General features: G+C 38.2%; 15 protein-coding genes and 1 tRNA gene. 10 read left to right on the top strand and 6 right to left on the bottom strand.

Features of this window, described 5'->3' with window-relative positions; all coding sequences use genetic code 11:
- The coding region (locus AN486_RS23645) for a transposase (RefSeq protein ID WP_290600487.1) at nt 1–278 on the top strand (278 nt) is incomplete at its 5' end.
- 203 nt (nt 279–481) lie between these two features.
- On the opposite strand, the gene AN486_RS23650 is transcribed toward AN486_RS23645, so the two are convergent.
- Complete coding sequence (locus AN486_RS23650; RefSeq protein WP_168466923.1) at nt 482–1,456, bottom strand: ABC transporter ATP-binding protein; 975 nt, start codon at nt 1,454–1,456, stop codon at nt 482–484.
- Nucleotides 1,457–1,706: 250 nt separating this feature from the next.
- Here AN486_RS23650 and AN486_RS23655 point away from each other — a divergent pair, with 250 nt between their 5' ends.
- Both AN486_RS23655 and gatC read left to right on the top strand, forming a co-directional pair.
- Nucleotides 1,707–2,228: a photosystem I assembly protein Ycf3 gene (locus AN486_RS23655; RefSeq protein WP_053539450.1), complete on the top strand. Its 522-nt coding sequence runs from the start codon at nt 1,707–1,709 to the stop codon at nt 2,226–2,228.
- Between the two features lie 89 nt (nt 2,229–2,317).
- Nucleotides 2,318–2,608, top strand: coding sequence for an Asp-tRNA(Asn)/Glu-tRNA(Gln) amidotransferase subunit GatC (gene gatC, locus AN486_RS23660; protein ID WP_027401505.1), 291 nt, complete (start codon nt 2,318–2,320; stop codon nt 2,606–2,608).
- Nucleotides 2,609–2,872: 264 nt separating this feature from the next.
- Here the strand turns inward: gatC and AN486_RS23665 are convergent, their stop codons facing one another.
- From AN486_RS23665 to psbX, 4 genes are all read right to left on the bottom strand, one after another.
- Nucleotides 2,873–3,637 carry a sterol desaturase family protein gene (locus tag AN486_RS23665; protein ID WP_290602768.1) on the bottom strand — a complete coding sequence of 255 codons (765 nt, stop codon included), beginning with the start codon at nt 3,635–3,637 and terminating at the stop codon, nt 2,873–2,875.
- A gap of 81 nt (nt 3,638–3,718) precedes the next feature.
- Nucleotides 3,719–4,279, bottom strand: coding sequence for a TolB family protein (locus AN486_RS23670; protein WP_027401503.1), 561 nt, complete (start codon nt 4,277–4,279; stop codon nt 3,719–3,721).
- A 32-nt stretch (nt 4,280–4,311) separates the two neighbouring features.
- Nucleotides 4,312–5,241: a Ycf66 family protein gene (locus AN486_RS23675; protein WP_039200675.1), complete on the bottom strand. Its 930-nt coding sequence runs from the start codon at nt 5,239–5,241 to the stop codon at nt 4,312–4,314.
- A gap of 147 nt (nt 5,242–5,388) precedes the next feature.
- Nucleotides 5,389–5,508, bottom strand: coding sequence for a photosystem II reaction center X protein (gene psbX / locus AN486_RS23680; RefSeq protein WP_039200676.1), 120 nt, complete (start codon nt 5,506–5,508; stop codon nt 5,389–5,391).
- A gap of 352 nt (nt 5,509–5,860) precedes the next feature.
- On the opposite strand from psbX, the gene AN486_RS23685 reads away from it, so the two are divergent.
- On the top strand, nt 5,861–6,148 hold the full coding sequence (locus AN486_RS23685; protein ID WP_027401501.1) for a YggT family protein: 288 nt from the start codon (nt 5,861–5,863) through the stop codon (nt 6,146–6,148).
- Nucleotides 6,149–6,243: 95 nt separating this feature from the next.
- Here AN486_RS23685 and accC read toward each other — a convergent pair whose 3' ends face one another.
- Nucleotides 6,244–7,590 carry an acetyl-CoA carboxylase biotin carboxylase subunit gene (gene accC, locus AN486_RS23690; RefSeq protein WP_039200677.1) on the bottom strand — a complete coding sequence of 449 codons (1,347 nt, stop codon included), beginning with the start codon at nt 7,588–7,590 and terminating at the stop codon, nt 6,244–6,246.
- 281 nt (nt 7,591–7,871) lie between these two features.
- Between accC and AN486_RS23695 the strand changes: the two genes are divergently transcribed.
- The 6 genes from AN486_RS23695 (at nt 7,872) to AN486_RS23720 (ending at nt 14,070) form a co-directional block, all read left to right on the top strand.
- Nucleotides 7,872–7,954 (top strand) — tRNA-Leu (locus tag AN486_RS23695).
- Nucleotides 7,955–8,426: 472 nt separating this feature from the next.
- The gene (locus tag AN486_RS23700; RefSeq protein WP_039200681.1) at nt 8,427–9,041 is read left to right on the top strand and encodes a chorismate lyase; all 615 of its coding nucleotides are present in this window, start codon (nt 8,427–8,429) and stop codon (nt 9,039–9,041) included.
- Nucleotides 9,042–10,240: 1,199 nt separating this feature from the next.
- A complete protein-coding gene (locus AN486_RS23705) occupies nt 10,241–10,417 on the top strand; it encodes a hypothetical protein (RefSeq protein WP_168636964.1) in 177 nt (58 codons plus the stop codon).
- A 357-nt stretch (nt 10,418–10,774) separates the two neighbouring features.
- Nucleotides 10,775–10,987, top strand: coding sequence for a hypothetical protein (locus AN486_RS23710; RefSeq protein ID WP_290602770.1), 213 nt, complete (start codon nt 10,775–10,777; stop codon nt 10,985–10,987).
- A gap of 364 nt (nt 10,988–11,351) precedes the next feature.
- On the top strand, nt 11,352–11,543 hold the full coding sequence (locus AN486_RS23715) for a hypothetical protein (protein WP_290602771.1): 192 nt from the start codon (nt 11,352–11,354) through the stop codon (nt 11,541–11,543).
- Nucleotides 11,544–11,919: 376 nt separating this feature from the next.
- On the top strand, nt 11,920–14,070 hold the full coding sequence (locus tag AN486_RS23720; RefSeq protein WP_290602772.1) for a peptidase domain-containing ABC transporter: 2,151 nt from the start codon (nt 11,920–11,922) through the stop codon (nt 14,068–14,070).
- Nucleotides 14,071–14,350 lie beyond the last annotated feature (280 nt).

Genomic DNA, 14,350 nt, shown 5'->3' on the forward strand with positions numbered 1-14,350 from the left:
ACATATTTGAATCTACTAAGTCTTGGGGTGAAAGCATAATCAATTTATTAGATTGGATGCATAATGGACTTTCGTATTTTCCCAAAAGTATAGGAACAATGATTAGATGGTTTGGTGAAGTCGTAGGTTATTTTGATGGCAGAACTACGAGTGGTACTGTTGAAGGAATTAATAATAAACTCAAATTAATCAAAAGACTTGGATATGGCTTTCGTAACTTTAGTAATTTCCGATTACGTAGTTTATTAAACTGGCACTTTAGTATTAATTCTCCATAAAAGAGACGCAAGAGCCGATATGATCAGATTAAAAGGTTTGAATCTGCCTTTTAGTTCTCGAAATAACTGAGGATTTAATTCTCCAACTCTGTCTATGAAATTTAGTAACATCGTTAATACCTCTAAAAGTTGATAAGTTTTATTTTGGAACAATTTTTAAGTTTGTGCAGAAAATAAATCCAAAATCTAAAATCCAAAATTATCTATGATGCTTGTTTATGACCTAATTTGAGGAAAATAGTTTCTAGGTCTTCTTGGGTACAATGAAACTCTGTTAAAGGAATTCCTGCACTGATAAGCGATCGCAATAAATCAGCGGAATCTTCTGGTTTACCGGAAAAATTTACTCGCACACTATTTTGACTAAGTATTAATTCCCATTCTTCCACTAAGGGATGATTTTTTAATTCACTCACTAATATATCTATATTGCCCAAGGTAGAGATAAAAATCTGCTGTCGGGAAAGACGTTGATAGAGATGTTTGAGTGAAGAACTTTCCACTAAAAAACCTAATTCCATAATTCCCACGGATGTACATAACTCTGCTAAGTCGCTAAGTACATGAGAAGAAATTAAAATTGTCATGCCGGCTTCTTGCAAAGCCTTAATAATTTCCCGGAACTGCATCCGCGCAATAGGATCAAGTCCCGAAACAGGTTCATCTAAAAGTAGTAAAATTGGTTCATGAATAATGGTGCGGGCTAAACTTAAACGCTGTTTCATCCCCCGTGAGAGGGTAGAAATCATGCTATGGCGTTTATTACCCAGTTGAATCAGTTCTAAAACTTCGTGGAGACGTTGGGTACGGCGCTTTCCTTGTAAGAGATACAATCGAGCAAAATAATCTAAATAGTCCCAAACTGTCAAATCTTCATACAGTGGATAGTCATCGGGTAAATAACCAAGACGACGTTTAAGTTTTAGGTTGTTTTGATCTTGCAGGAGGCGATAGTCCGAAGGACCCGCTACGCGATCGCCATTAATATAAATCTCACCCGTAGTTGGTTCTTCAGCAGTGGCTAACATCCGAATTAGGGTGGTTTTACCTGCACCATTAGGACCAATTAATCCGTAAACTTCACCCGTATGGATTTCTAAGTCAACATCATTGACAGCAATATGTCTTTCAAATTGCTTAGTGAGTCCAGTGGTGCGAATTGCTATTTCTTTTACCATCGCGGCTGGGTGTGGCTTGTGTGCAATAGTTAACTTAACTCGGTTATACAATAGTATTTACTTCCGTTTCGGAAATGGAAACGAAATAATTTAAAATTTAAATAAAACTATTAATTTATCTGCGTTTATCTGCGTTTATCTGCGGTCAATAATTCTGAAAATCTTACTTCATATTTCTGGGGATAACTCAAACCTCCAAAAATTAGTTAAATTAGCGGTATGCTGCAATTAAGCAACCATAGAGACAAATATGCCAAGAACACAGAAAAACGATAACTTTGTTGACAAATCCTTTACAGTAATGGCAGATATCATTCTCAAGATATTGCCAACCAACAAAAAGGCGAAAGAAGCCTTTGTTTATTATCGAGATGGAATGTCCGCACAGGCAGAAGGTGAATATGCCGAAGCACTAGACTACTATACAGAAGCCTTAGAAATGGAGGAAGACTCTAATGATCGGAGTTATATCCTTTATAACATGGGTTTAATTTATGCCAGTAACGGCGATCATAATAAGGCTTTAGAGTATTATCATCAGGCCATTGAATTAAATCCACAATTACCCCAAGCCTTGAATAATATTGCCGTGATTTATCATTTTCAAGGTGAGAGAGCTAAGGAAGCAGGGGATAATGACGGTGGTGAAGCATTACTTGATCAAGCAGCGGATTATTGGATTAGAGCGATTCGTATGGCTCCCAATAACTATATTGAAGCTCAGAACTGGATAAAAACCACCGGGCGATCGCAAATTGACGTATTCTTTTAACTTAGTCATTAGTCATTAGTCGGTTGTAAAAGTTTGCCTAACAACTGACAACTGACAACTGACAACTAACAACTGACAATTAACAAATTATGATTGATAGTGAACAAGTTCGTAAAGTCGCTAATCTCGCTCGTTTAGAATTAACAGCAGACGAAGAGGCACAATTTACCACTCAACTGGGTGGTATTCTAGACTATATAGAACAACTAAATCAACTGGATGTCACTAATGTAGCCCCGACAACCAGAGCTATTGATGTTAGCAACGTCACCAGAGAAGATATTCTCCAACCCTATCCCGAACGAGAAGCAATCCTCAACAGTGCGCCTCAACAGGAAGGAGATTTTTTCCGAGTTCCCAAAATTCTTAATGCTGATTAGGTGAATACAAAAGAGTAGAGACGCTCCGAGGAACGTCTCTACATCCCCGTAGGGACAGGGGATTAGGGGATTAGGTTTTTGGGTATGCTCTAAATATAGCAGATGATTTTTTATTTGCCAAGTAGTTGAGAATTATTTTTCTATTACTATTATTAAAAAACATTATTTTATACCCAAATTTTCAATTGTCACATGGGCAAAGCTCTATTTCTCCTCAAAAGCCATCATCTTTTATATTATTTCCTAGTCTAACGAAGTACAAATTTATCTGCGTTTATCTGCGTTTATCTGCGTTTTGACCATTATATCGGTGTTCATTAATTTATCCCAAAACCGAAAATAAAGACCATAGTTACAATTAAACTTGTGATGATGAATAGTATGGTGCGTTGGTGTAATCCAATGTTTACCCCAAAAACCACGTATCCATGAATATGGATAAACTTCATAACCCGTATGATTGACAACACCAAATATCGTCATTAACGTTAGTAATAATCCCACCATACTAATGTGAATGGGAATAATAAAAACCATCACAGGAATGATAATTGCCTGAATAATACTCTCAACAGGATCAAAAGAAAAAGAAGTCCAAGGTGTAGGGTTGATAGATTCGTGATGGACTTGATGAAAGCGGCGATATATACTAGGAATATGCAACCAGCGATGAGTCCAATAAAAATAAGTGTCGTGGAGAATCAAATATATAAATAGGCTCAAAGGTAAATAAACCCAACCATAATCCATAAAATTTAAGTAAACCTTGGTATATCCCAAGTTAATCATTTCGATCATAAAAGCACTTGGTAATGCAAAAATAAAGCAGGAAAAAAGAGACCATTTGATTTCACTCTTCATTTTGCTTTTGCGTTGGTGCATATCATGAAGACGACGAACCTCCCAAGACGGGGGACGACGAACCCAAAGCAACCAATAGAGAACCGAAGATACAGTTAGGTATCTTGTCGAAAGAACGAAAAACATAAACACGGTTAAAATACCAAATTGTCTTAGATTAGGGAACATAAAATTAGCTTTTATTGATACTAGATATTAGTGACGATATACAATTGAAATATTCAGGTAAGTGTAGAAATTTTCCAACGGTCAATTTTTAGTTGACACCCTTGCACCATTAGGAATATCTAACTCAATAGTTGGACCTCTATCAAGAACTTCAATATCCCATTGTCCACGACTAGAGGATTCAAACGCAATATAACGCCCATCAGGACTAATACTAGGATTTCTCACCCAACCACGATAAGTAGGGGTCAGAACTTGTGATTGTTGGGAAGCGCGATCGTAAAGTGCAACAACAGGTCTACCTTGATCACTGGTAATATAACAAATATAACGGCCTGTATAACTCAAACTAGGACTTTCTATAATTACTGACTGTCTGTTTAATCTTGGTGTAGGAATAAAACTTTGATTTTCTAAATCGTATAATAACAACTGCTGATAACGAGAACGATTGGAGACAAAAGCCAAAAAACGCCCATTACCACTGATAGCAGGTTGTTCTTCAGTATATCGGCTATTCAGAGAAGTAACTCCCAGGGGGATATTATCAGCACTGCAAGATATCAGCAAACTTGTCAAACCAAAAATTAGGCTCCAATAAATTGACTTTTGGAGCCAGAAGCTAGGTGTAAATGTTTTCACATTACTATTTTCCGTCGTCAACCCCAAACGTGTTAAATGTCATCATCAAAATCGGAATTATCTGGCTCGTTATTTGGCTTGTTAATGGGATTGTAAGGAACATATTCCGTTGGGATAGCTTCATCATCATCCTGTCTTCTGGGAGAAACTGAATCTCTAGGTGGACGACGTTTTCTTGGTCTAGGAGTAGGGGTAATATCATCCTCACGACTTTCTTGGCGTTGAGGGCGATTATTGCCAGTATTATTGCGACGTGCTGGTTTTCTCACTGCATCTTGGGAATTTGAAGTTTCCCAATCGTCAACTGGTTTGGGAGTAGAACCCCAATTTTCATCTTCATAACCCTCACTGGGACGACTGACTGAACGCCCAGAATTGTTACGACGCTTTCTTTCTGGTGATTCTGGTTTTTCCCTGGTGCGTGAGTTTGGTGAACTGCGTGGTGGCTGATCTTCGTAATAGTCATCACGAGTAGAACGTTCATCTCGACTACCGCGAATTCTAGGGCGCTGAGGGGCTTCTTCATCTTCTTCATACGGTAGCGGTTCTAAATCCGCATCCATCTCAGCTTGATAGTTGCGCCGCTCAGAATAAGAATATTTTCTGCTAACCTCGCGTTCATCGTCCACAATGGGAGTATTTCGTTTTGCTTGTTGAGTAGCGATACTTCGCAGACGAATACTTTCGACGGCAAAAAATACTGTAGAACCTACCAAAAGCAATTGACCAAATTGCAAAATTGGATCAAGTCGCCATCCTTGAAATACGAGAATAAAGCCGCATAACAAGCCAACTGCGGCAAAAAAGATGTCTTGATCTCTTGAAAGTTCTGGGCGGACAGAACGAAGAAAGTACAATGCTGCTCCAGCTACAGCTAGGAAAATTCCTAGAATACTGGCTGAGTTTGCTCCAAAATTTACCTGAGCCAAAACACTGGCTGAGTTCAGCCCCAAATTAACCATTGATGTTTTCCTAATATCAAATCTATATTAACGAGTTACACTTACTATCACTATTTTAACCAGTCATAATATTGTGGAAGAGGAATACTGGAGTCCAGAAGAAAGAAGAAGATGCTTCCCCAGTCCCCAGTCCCCAGTCCCCAAAAATTAAAAACGTTGGATTTTATCTTTTTGGCTAATGAAAATTAGACCAATGGTAGCAGGGATAACAACGATCGCAGTACCCAAAAGGAGACTCCAAAGAAAATTTGCTAAAGAGGGTGTCATAGTTCTCAACCTTTTTTTACACAGTTTATTTTCATTTTAATCTTGGATTACTTTCTTGAAAAGTAATCCAAGATTATCAGGGTTATTGGTCGGATGTAATACAATCGAGTGCTGGGAAACCCCACTCATAGAGGGTTGACGATTTCCTGAATGTATCTCAATCAAGTACATACCGCACATCTAACCTGGTATTTACTTGATTGATGATCCCAAGTCAATAACTTTGTTTTTCTATTCTCACAATAAAATGGCACTATTTAGTTAAAATTGAGGGAAGAATACGTTACAAAACTTAAAGTTTATCAACTTGCGTCCAAGTTTTGGATTCTCTCACAGATGGTAGCTAAACAAAATGACTGGTGTTAACTTGACTGCTTGGATTCTTGGTCCGGTTTTGGGAGTGATGACGTTTCTATTTATTTTCCGCATTATTCTAACGTGGTATCCCCAAATCAATCTCAATAGCTTGCCTTTTAGTCTAATCGCCTGGCCGACTGAACCATTTTTAATCCCATTGCGGAAGTTTGTACAACCTATTGGTGGTGTGGATATTACCCCGATTATTTTAGTGGCGATTTTCAGCTTTATCCGAGAAATTTTGCTAGGTCAGCAAGGGTTACTGACCATGTTAGACAAGTAGTAGGAGCCAGAATGTAGGGGCGCGGGGCCCGCGCCCAGTCAGGAGTCAGGAGTCAGGAGGAAGAAAACGACCAATGACCAATGACCAATGACTAATTACTGCATTTTCATGTCCTGGACAAAGCTGGTGTAAATATTACCTTCTAAAAATTGCGGGTTTTCCATAATTTTTTGATGAAAGGGAATGGTTGTAGGGACTCCTGTAATTGCACATTCTCTCAATGCGCGTTTCATGCGGGTAATAGCGGTGGCTCGGTCTGGTCCCCACACAATTAATTTACCTATGAGGGAGTCGTAGTAAGGGGGGATATGGTAGTCCGTGTATACGTGGGAATCAATCCGCACCCCTGGTCCTCCGGGGGGAAGATAACCACTAATTCTGCCGGGGGCTGGACGAAAATCATGATCTGGGTCTTCAGCATTAATCCGGCATTCAATGGAATGTCCTCTCAGAACCACTTCTTTTTGCGTGAGCTTTAGTCTTTCACCTTGGGCAATGCGAATTTGTTCAACTACTAGGTCTATACCAGTAATCATTTCTGTTACTGGATGCTCCACTTGTATCCGGGTGTTCATTTCCATGAAATAGAACTTACCGAATTTATCTAGAAGAAACTCGATAGTTCCTGCTCCGGTGTAGTTAATAAACTGGGCGGCTTTAACGGCAGCTTTGCCCATTTTTTGCCGTAAGTCAGGGTCGAGAGCCGGACTAGGGGCTTCTTCTAGGAGTTTTTGGTTACGACGCTGAATTGAACAGTCTCTTTCACCCAGATGGATAACATTACCATAGTTATCCGCTAGGATCTGAAATTCAATGTGGCGGGGACGTTCAATAAATTTTTCTATATAAACGCCTGCGTTGCCAAAGGCTGCTCCTGCTTCCCCCCGTGCCGCGAAGAAAAGTTTGACAAATTCCTCTTCGTAACGGACTAGCCGCATTCCTCGACCGCCTCCGCCTGCGGTAGCTTTAATCATCACAGGATAGCCAATTTTTTTGGCGATCGCTAATCCTTCTTCTTCTGATTCTACTAATCCTTCACTACCGGGAACTGTAGGTACACCAGCTTTTTGCATTGTTTCTTTGGCTGTGGACTTATCCCCCATGAGCCTGATAGATTCAGGACTAGGACCAATAAAAGCAATGTGGTGGTCGGCACAAATTTCGGCAAATCTGGCGTTCTCTGATAAAAAACCATAACCAGGATGAATGGCACTAGTATTGCGCGTTAGTGCAGCAGCAATAATATTGGGAATATTCAAATAACTCTTGCTGCTGGCAGGTTCACCAATGCAAACCGCTTCATCTGCAAGTTGGACGTGGAGAGCATTTCTGTCAACAGTCGAGTGAACAGCTACTGTGGCAATTCCCATTTCTTCACAGGCTCGGAGAATGCGAAGGGCTATTTCTCCTCGATTGGCAATTAATATTTTGTCAAATTTCATTTTCTAGTTACGATATCAGTACCAGTAGATTCACATTTTCTCCCATCCTGTTGACATAAAGCTGTTGCATTACTGTAAATCGTGACAGGAGATCCCCAAACATAATTTTTAACAGACTATTTAGATTATGTGGCATCTTTCCTAGACCTTTTAATATGACTTGTGCTGCAACTATATTTCTGTTAGTCTCATACCCATTCAAAAAATATCTGGGAAATATTTGCAAAATCTTGTGTTTGAGAAATTTTTTTATGTTATACTCTAATCTGTGTTCAAACCGCGCGGATGTGGCGGAATTGGTATACGCGCACGCTTGAGGTGCGTGTGGGCATAGCCCTTGCGAGTTCGAGTCTCGCCATCCGCATTTTTGAATGTAAGAGGATGTTTGAAAAGTATCAGAATTAATCGATATCCCCCCAACCCCCCTTACAAAAGGGGGCTAAATTCCTCAAAGTCCCCCTTTTCAAGGGGGATTTAGGGGGATCTGCGGGTGTCAGATACCACACGAAAAAGTTTTCAAACAACCTCTAAGAGTAAGCCACAAAATAAATGATCCTGTTTTGTCATGCTGAGTGTAGCAAAGCGAAACGAAGCGTCTCAAGAGATTCTTCACTTCGTTTCGTAATGCCTCTGGCACGCTGCGCGAACAGAATGACATTGGGCATTTCTTTTTATGGAGTTCTCTAAATAACCCGCTGTTAGGTCAGAAAAATGACTATAGCAGCGGGTTTACATTTTTTGATCAAAATCCATATTTTTGATTCCTTGCCAGCGTCCCTAGTGATGCTGGTTTTTATGCTATTGATAGAAATATATATAAACTTTTGTAAAGAACATTGGCTACTACTTTTAATCCCACAAATGATCTAATCCTACCAAGTGCTTGGCATTGCCTGACTCCTATTTGGCAAGGTGGGGAGGAAGCGATTAAATGCGGTTTACCGCACACTCAGTTAGCACCAACTTGGCAATTACTGCTTTTGGGTGATGGTTCTCCGACTCGGCACGTCCAACTACTTACGGGTGAACCAACGGAGGTAGATGTGATTGATATGTCAGCAATTGGCATGAGTTCCGATAATGCACCGACTATAATGCAGATGCTACCAGGTCCAAGAATTAGAAGACAGGTATGGGTGCGAACTGCTTCTGGACAGCGGTTATATTATGCTGCTTCTTGGTGGGAAGCAAGTCATGTAGATGAGTATTTACAAAACAAGTCTTTACCAATTTGGGCAAGTTTAGCGCGGTTACGAACTGAGTTATATAGAGATGTGCAAGGTATTTATTATGGTAACTCAGAGGCGTTAGAGTCAGGTTTTAATGAAAAAGGTCCGTTTTGGGGTCGCCATTATTTATTTTGGCATCATGGACAACCGCTGACTTTGATTTATGAAGTTTTTTCGCCGTTTTTAACTAAATATTTGGGTGCTATGAATTTTGAAAGTTAATTTTCTCCATAACTATACTAAACACGGTTGAGACATGGACTTTTACAAAATTACGAAAAACCTCAAGTCGTCTCATTCCCAGTCTCTGACTGGGAATGAATTCTAAAATGTATGGCAACCATAGGTGTCAACTTAAGCTACAGATAGCTACAGTTTTCTATCGCCAAACCCGTAGGGGCGCAGGGCCTGCGCCCTCCATTCTATTTCATGAGAACAAGAATTGCTGTAAGTTGACACCAATGTATGGCAACCACAGGTGTCAACTTAAGCTACAGATAGCTTATTTGTTTAAGTAGGTAAACAAAATAAAAATGAGGGGTATTGCGTTTTGTAAAATGGCTGAAACCCAATCAGAATCTCGCATTGAGACAACTTTACATACCGTTATATACCTTTAAATTTTTCTGTTCACCTACTTATACTAAACACGGGTGAGATTTAAACTTTTGCCAAATGACAAATAACCCAGATGTGTAGGGGTAAAGCAAGAGCTTCATAGGTGCCAACTTACAGCAAATTGTCATCAAACCCGGAACAAGAACCCCACCCCCAACCCCCTCCCCGCAAGCGATGAGGGGGCTAAGATGTACCTTATATGATTGGAAATTGCTGTAAGCTCAAATCCCTACCACATCTCGTTCCTAGTCTCTGACTAGGAATGCGGTTGATGAGGCTCTGCCTCTAATATCATTGAAGGCAGAGCCTTCTAGAATTCATTCCCAGTCAGAGACTGGGAATGAGACGAGTTGAGTTCTTTGCGGGATAGAGGTTTTACGTTAAGTTGACACCAATGAAGCTCTTGCTTTACCCCTACGTTTAGAATCAAACAATCAAGCCGTTTTGAGTATAGCTGACAGCCCCACTGAAGTTCCAGGCTAATAGCTAAAGTTTACTAAAGTAAACTAAGCAAATTCAAAAATTTTCCAGTTCTTTTAGTCATCAAAAGACAACTTCTGCTATTGGTTAGTTAGAATGATGAAAGATGGTAGCAGAAATTTTTTATTTGGTAACAATGATTTAGCTATATTGGCGTGTATTTTGCAGAAATATCTATTTCTAAATCTGGTAATGAAAGTTGCAGAAAGTAATAATGATTTATCTATTTATTTCTAGATACTATTTTAATCACGTGAAGATTTGAACAGCTAAAAAGCCGTAATCAACCTCTGCACTAATTCAAAATCAAGGAGATTTGTACTATGTCACATACATTGTTTAATGATGTAACTGTTGAGCAACAAGAAACCGTAGTTGGTGGATTTTTGAACCTACAAAGTAAACGTGGTGAGGTTAAAAAACTAGGAAAATTTATCAAGTATGAAATTGTAAAAACAATTCAAGACGTTGTGGAAGAATTGAAAGAATTAAAACATTAAAAGTAACCTATCCAATCCGAACTATTAATTAGATAGGTTAGCTTTTTCGATAATCCTCTAATGGATATAAATCTGTAGGTAACTAGCATTATCTACAGATTCTTGTATTTTAAACTCTATAAAGATAGCATAGAATTCTTAATCTATTCAAAAATATTAGCCATATTGGCGTGTATTTTTCGGAAATATCGCTGACATAATTGGGAAATACATCTTTCCCAACCTGGTAATTAAGTTGGCGTAAATTAGCCATGACACAGCTAATAATAAAGGTATAGGGTATTAACCGAAGCCAGATTGAAAAGTATAAAACCAATCTACCGTAATTAATAACTCAAAATCAGAGGAATTTAGATCATGTCTAATCTATTGCTTACCACAGTACCTATTGAGCAGCAAGAAACCATAATTGGTGGTGGAGGTAGTGGAGTAAATATCAGCGATATTAATGCTTTAGGTATAGGAGAAAATAACGTTGTTTTTAATAACATAACAATCATAAATATGATTTTTAATTTCTTTATTTACCCACTTTCTCAGAATAGAAAACACCGTCGCTGTAAATTTTAGTTAATAGCTAGGATGATCTGATCTTAATCTGACTATTTCCATAAATAATGTAGAGATACTTTGTTCTTATAAAGTAGAGATATTTCATGGAGCGTCTCTACTTTATTTGTGAATGACATATATTTAATTGTTGGCGGTATGTAATGAGCAGAATAGCAAAAATTTTCTATTTTGTAAAAATAATTTAGCCGACTTGGCGTGTATTTTTCGGAAATATCTAGTTCTAAATCTGGTAATGAAGTTTGCAGAAAATGAGAGTGAATTATCTAGTGACTTCTCGATATTCTATTAACAAGCGAGGGGTTAAACGGCAAACGAGCAGTAAACAACTCCAAGCGTCATACAAATCAAGGAGAATTCAGTCATGTCTAGTTTATTTACCGCAGTATCTGCTGAACAACAAGAAATCGTAGCTGGTGGCAAAATTGTTCTGAAGGACATTAACATTAACTTTCAAGATGGCAATAACAACACTTATGTTGCAGATGTTCCTGGGACCATTTCTGGATTGAATTTCAAAAGTATCTATAAGCCTCAAAGCCGTCGTGGTCGCTAGATTCTGGATGAAAAATGATTAAGAGTGATTCTTTAACTTGTTAATGTTAATAAGTTAAATTTCAACTCTAACACTTTTTTTCATTAGTTAAAGTCAGCTATCAGCAAGAGATGAAGTAATTTAACAGGTAACATAATATCCTATTGATTACCATCCTGCTGACTGCTGACTAATTTTATTAATTGAATATTTTTCTAATACTCATTTTCTACATTGATACTTTAGACAAGTAAGACCTTCTTAAAACATCAAATTCCCCGTATAGTTATCTGAATACTTTTCACAAAACCTATATATTATTTATATCTTTCCATTGTAAATCCAAAAGAGGCTAGTCCCAGATAACCTACTTCTTATTCTTCAGGGTGCTTTATCCATGAAATACCAGTTAGTTCAACAACATAGCGAAGAAGATTGTGGGGCAGCTTGCTTGGCTTCAATTGCTAAACATTATGGTCAAACTTTTACTATTAGTCGGATTCGAGAAGCAGTCGGAACTGGGCAATTTGGAACTACCTTATTAGGATTAAAAAGAGGTGCAGAAATCCTGGGTTTTAAAGCCAATCCCGTGAAAACTTCGCCAGAAATATTAGATAAAATTAATGAAGCCCCTTTACCAGCAATCATTCATTGGCAAGGTAATCATTGGGTTGTTTTATATGGTAAAAAAGGTAAAAAGTTTCTCATTGCAGACCCCGCAGTGGGTTTGCGTTATCTTTCTAAACAAGATGTAGAAGCAGCTTGGACAGATTGGTTATTATTATTAGTAGAACCAGACCCTATTCGCTTTTTTGCTCAAAAGCAAGATCAGGTCGGTGGTTTTTGGCGTTTCTTCCAACGAGTTTGGATTTATCGTGGCATTTTATTCCAAGCATTACCTCTCAATTTAGTCTTGGGTTTGCTGTCTTTAGCTTCCCCTTTTTTGCTGCAAATTCTTACTGATGATGTATTAGTTAGAGGTGACACAAAATTATTGACTACAGTAGTAATTTCTGTAGTCGTCATGAATATTATTTCTCATAGTCTCTCATTTGTCCAGTCTAACTTAATTGCTCATTTTGCCCAACGAATGCAATTAGGTTTAGTCTTAGAATTTGGGCGGCAAATTCTGCGTTTACCATTAACTTATTATGAAACCCGTCGCAGTGGTGAAGTTGTCAGTCGGCTGCGAGATATTGACCAAATTAATCAATTAATTGCTCAAGTTGTTGTTGGATTACCAAGTCAATTTTTTATTGCGGTAATTTCCTTATTTCTCATGTTATTTTATAGTTGGAAACTTACCTCAGCAGCTTTAGTAATTTCTGTGGTAATGACCATATCTACATTTATTTTTCAACCCACATTACAGCAAAAAACTAATGAACTGTTAGTTACAGAAGCCGAAACCCAAGGGGTTTTAGTCGAAACCTTTAAAGGTGCATTAACTCTCAAAACAACCACATCAGGAAGACAATTTTGGGATGAATTACAAAATCGCTTTAATCGTCTAGCTAGGCTCACATTTCAGACAATGCAAATTGGGATTATTAATAATACATTTTCTGGTTTTGTTTCTAGTATTGGTAGTGTAATTTTACTTTGGTTTGGTGGCTATTTAGTAATTAACCCATCTGAAAATTTGAGTATTGGACAATTACTAGCCTTTAACTCAATGAATGGTAATTTTATTGGGTTAATTAGTACAGTTATTAATTTTGTTGATGAATTTACTCGTGCAAAAACTGCTGTACGGCGGTTAACAGAAGTTATTGATGCCACTCCAGAAGATGATGATAATGGTAAAAAACCTTTTGCGACAATTTCTGAAAATGCTGATATTATTTGTACAAATATAAACTTTCATTATCCTGGTCGAATTGATTTATTAGAAGATTTTTCTTTAACGATTCCTGGAGGTAAAAATATTGCTTTAATTGGTAAATCTGGTTGTGGTAAAAGTACATTGTCTAAATTAATTTCCGGTTTATATAAACTTGAATCTGGTAACATACGAATTGGGCTTTATAACCTCCAAGACCTTTCTTTAGAATCTCTCCGTCAACAGGTAGTTCTCGTTCCCCAAGATGCTCATTTTTGGAATCGTTCAATTGTCGAAAACTTCCGATTAGGAGCGCCTTATGTTAGCTTTGAGCAGATTGTTAAAGCTTGTCAAATTGCTGGTGCTGATGAATTTATCAGTAAAATGCCTGAGACATATCAAACTATTTTGGGTGAATTTGGTGCTAATATTTCTGGTGGACAAAGACAAAGATTAGCCATAGCTAGAGCCATTGTTACAGACCCAGCAATTCTCATTTTAGATGAATCTACAGGTGGACTTGATCCAGTTAGTGAAGCCCAAGTTTTAGACCAATTATTTGAACATCGTCAAGGAAAAACAACGATTTTAATTACTCACCGACCCAAAGTAATTAATCGTGCTGATTGGATTGTTTTAATAGATCAAGGTAAGTTGAAATTACAAGGTTCTTTACAGGATTTACGTACTAAATCAGGAGATCATTTAGATTTTGTAATTCCTTAATTTCCTCTTGTGTTTACCCCCCTTAATTGGGAGTAGGGGGAGTAGGGGGAGTAGGGGAGGTAGGGGGAGTAGGGGAGGTAGGGGAGTAGGGGGAGTAGGGGGAGTAGGGGGAGTAGGGGAGGTAGGGGAGGTAGGGGAGTGAAGAGTAAAAGAGTAAAGGAGGTGAGAAAGAAGATGATTGGTAACTCAGAAGAATCAAACTCAATATCAATGGTTAAATCTCATAGAGATTTGGGAATTTATCAAATTGCTGTTGAAGCAGCAATGAAAATTTTTGGGT

It is taken from the genome of Anabaena sp. AL93 (assembly GCF_001672085.1).
Lineage (GTDB): Bacteria > Cyanobacteriota > Cyanobacteriia > Cyanobacteriales > Nostocaceae > Dolichospermum > Dolichospermum heterosporum.

Coding starts and splice junctions, on each gene's coding strand:
- AN486_RS23650 (WP_168466923.1), bottom strand. CDS start 1,456: ATGGTAAAAGAAATAGCAATTCGCACCACTGGACTCACTAAGCAATTT.
- AN486_RS23655 (WP_053539450.1), top strand. CDS start 1,707: ATGCCAAGAACACAGAAAAACGATAACTTTGTTGACAAATCCTTTACA.
- gatC (WP_027401505.1), top strand. CDS start 2,318: ATGATTGATAGTGAACAAGTTCGTAAAGTCGCTAATCTCGCTCGTTTA.
- AN486_RS23665 (WP_290602768.1), bottom strand. CDS start 3,637: ATGTTCCCTAATCTAAGACAATTTGGTATTTTAACCGTGTTTATGTTT.
- AN486_RS23675 (WP_039200675.1), bottom strand. CDS start 5,241: ATGGTTAATTTGGGGCTGAACTCAGCCAGTGTTTTGGCTCAGGTAAAT.
- psbX (WP_039200676.1), bottom strand. CDS start 5,508: ATGACACCCTCTTTAGCAAATTTTCTTTGGAGTCTCCTTTTGGGTACT.
- AN486_RS23685 (WP_027401501.1), top strand. CDS start 5,861: ATGACTGGTGTTAACTTGACTGCTTGGATTCTTGGTCCGGTTTTGGGA.
- accC (WP_039200677.1), bottom strand. CDS start 7,590: ATGAAATTTGACAAAATATTAATTGCCAATCGAGGAGAAATAGCCCTT.
- AN486_RS23705 (WP_168636964.1), top strand. CDS start 10,241: ATGTCACATACATTGTTTAATGATGTAACTGTTGAGCAACAAGAAACC.
- AN486_RS23710 (WP_290602770.1), top strand. CDS start 10,775: ATGTCTAATCTATTGCTTACCACAGTACCTATTGAGCAGCAAGAAACC.
- AN486_RS23715 (WP_290602771.1), top strand. CDS start 11,352: ATGTCTAGTTTATTTACCGCAGTATCTGCTGAACAACAAGAAATCGTA.
- AN486_RS23720 (WP_290602772.1), top strand. CDS start 11,920: ATGAAATACCAGTTAGTTCAACAACATAGCGAAGAAGATTGTGGGGCA.